Annotated in this window: 2 protein-coding genes and 1 pseudogene; all 3 read right to left on the bottom strand. The window is 34.8% G+C overall.

Annotation, left to right across the window (positions count from 1 at the left end):
* Nucleotides 1-217 (bottom strand): annotated as a pseudogene (locus tag CQA44_RS11675) (acyl-[acyl-carrier-protein]--UDP-N-acetylglucosamine O-acyltransferase); the annotation flags it as partial.
* A gap of 105 nt (nucleotides 218-322) precedes the next feature.
* Entirely contained in the window at nucleotides 323-820 is a 498-nt protein-coding gene (gene fabZ, locus CQA44_RS11670) for a 3-hydroxyacyl-ACP dehydratase FabZ (protein WP_115547382.1), read from the bottom strand.
* Nucleotides 821-1,248: 428 nt separating this feature from the next.
* Nucleotides 1,249-2,622 carry a phosphomethylpyrimidine synthase ThiC gene (thiC, locus tag CQA44_RS11665; RefSeq protein WP_115547381.1) on the bottom strand — a complete coding sequence of 458 codons (1,374 nt, stop codon included), beginning with the start codon at nucleotides 2,620-2,622 and terminating at the stop codon, nucleotides 1,249-1,251.
* Between the last annotated feature and the right edge of the window lie 232 nt (nucleotides 2,623-2,854).

Raw genomic sequence — 2,854 nt, 5'->3', positions numbered from 1 at the left:
GCATTGTTCCTAGCACAGCATTAGGAAAGATTGTATTATTTTTGCCAATATGAGTATTGCCTCGAATAGTTACATGATTATAAATATAGCTACCATCTTGTATAATGACATTTCCCTTAATCACAACATAATCTTCTATTATCACATTTTCCCCAATGGTTACCTCTCCCTCTATAATGGCTGTTTTAGCTATTTTGGCTGTTGAAGAAATACTCATTTATAATCCTTAAATTCTAATTGGTTCTATGCTAGAGATTTTCATAAATATTTTACTTGGTCTTGCAAAAGATTTTATCATACTTTATCTTATGCTCCACACAATCTAACTATGTGCATCTACCACCATTGCCTTAAGTTCTGCTTCGCTTGCCAATGCCCCGTCTATAAAAGCCTTACCTTCAAGTTGCCATACATTGCTGCGATGCTTCATGACTTCCATTCTATACACCAAAGTATCCCCGGGTCGTACAGGCATACGAAATTTTACTTTATCGATTGTCATAAAATACACAACTTTATTTTGACTCGCTTCAAAATCCAATCCCCATTCACTCACAAAAGCTAGAATGCCACCAGCTTGCGCCATACCTTCTATAATCATAACACCGGGATAAATGGGTTCTTTAGGAAAGTGTCCCAAAAACACCTGTTCATTGATGGTTACATTTTTATAGGCGGTAATGTTGTTATGCGGCTGAATTTCCTTTACTCTATCAACTAGCAACATAGGATAACGATGAGGTAAAATCTGCATAATTTTATCGATATTGAGATTCACATAAGATTCTGTATTTTGGGGGGATTGCTGTGTATTATCCATTATGAGCCTTACATCCAAAAATAATTGCGTAATTGTAACATAATGTTTTAATAAATCAGTGCTATAAAACAAAAATTTAGCGAGGATTCCATAAGTTATAAGTCTTTATATTGAGATTATTGAATTCTCAATTTTACATACAACTTAGACTTGCAGTAAATAGCAATACGCTCGCAGGATTACTGCATAAAACCAACAGCCTCATGATTTAAATCTCAAGGTAAATTTTCTGGAAAGATGTTACTTATTCTTGCCATATATATATCTATGTTTTTTAAATATCTTTAAATAACTAAGCAGCCTTAATGTATTGATTGTTTGAAGCAAATAATTCTTAATTTGTAGCAATGAGATATTGTTACAGAATCTAAGCGTGGAGAATCTTGCAAGATTCTATATAGTTAATGCAACAACATGATATGCGAATTTCATATAGACTTTTGTGAAATATAATCTTCTTCTTTATAGTTTTTAAAAATCTCCTGCGTGATTTTGTAACTACAAAATTTTGGACCACACATTGAGCAAAATTCCGCATCTTTAAAGACTTCTTGAGGTAAGGATTCATCATGATATTCTCTTGCTCTATCAGAATCAAGGGCTAGTTCAAATTGCCTGTTCCAATCAAAACTATATCTTGCATCACTCATCGCATCATCTCTATCTCTGGCTTTGACTCGTCCTCTTGCAATGTCAGCAGCGTGCGCGGCGATTTTGTAAGCAATAATACCCTCACGTACATCGTTTGCATTGGGTAACCCTAAATGCTCCTTAGGCGTTACATAGCATAACATCGCGACACCTTTCCACGCTGCTACACACGCACCAATCGCACTTGCAATATGATCATATCCTGCCGCAATATCTGTAACCAAAGGTCCCAAAACATAAAAAGGTGCTTCATTGCAGTATTCCTTTTGTATTTCTACATTACGTTCAATTTGATTAAGGGGGACATGACCAGGTCCTTCAATCATTACCTGTACATCGGCTTCATAAGCTCTTTTTGCTAGCTCCCCTAGCACTTTTAATTCGGAAAATTGTGCCTCATCGCTTGCATCAGCCAAGCAGCCCGGTCGCAAAGAATCTCCTAATGACAAGGACACATCATATTCTTGACAAATTTTTAGAATCTCATCAAAATATTCATAGAAAGGGTTTTGCTTATGATAATGCAGCATCCAGCTCGCCATGAGACTTCCTCCGCGCGAAACAATACCCATTTTACGTTTAGATACTGCAGGCATGTGTTCTAATAAAAATCCACAATGGATTGTAAAATAGCTTACACCTTGTTTTGCCTGTTTTCTTAAGACATTAAGCATTGTTTCAATGTCTAGCTTTAACACATCATTTTTCACATCGTGGAGAATCTGATACATTGGCACAGTACCAATAGGCACACTAGAAGAGGCGATAATAGCCTCTCTAATCTTATCTAAATCTCCTCCTGTGCTTAAGTCCATCACTGTGTCTGCGCCGTATTTGATGGAGACTTTGAGTTTTTGTACCTCTTCATCAATATCCTCCACAATCTGTGATGAACCAATATTAGAATTAATCTTTGTTTTCAGAGCTACGCCTATGCCCATTGGCTCAAGATTGCCGTGATTGATATTAGCAGGAATAATAAGCCTGCCTTTTGCAACTTCTTTCATAATAAGTTCTGCCGAGAGATCCTCAATATTTGCAATATAACGCATTTCTTCTGTGATGATACCCTTTTTGGCATAATGGAGCTGTGTTTTGATGTGGTCTTTTGCCCGTTTTTGTAACCATGTATTTCTTAGATTTTCACCCATTGTCATTCCTTAAATTAGTATTTTAGACTATTATAATTTAAAATCTATAAGAATTGCTTAAATATTATTAAAATAATCAAGTAACAAAACATAGACTAATAAGACTAACTTGTATAAATTAGTAACAATATATGCTACAATTGTATTATAAAAGTATCATTTAAAGAATATTTTTATAAGTTAAGGAGTTTTATAAGAATATTTTATGAAATCTAGTGTTACTATATATAAT

Source organism: Helicobacter sp. MIT 14-3879 (assembly GCF_003364125.1).
This window is presented reverse-complemented; position numbering and strand designations above follow the sequence as displayed.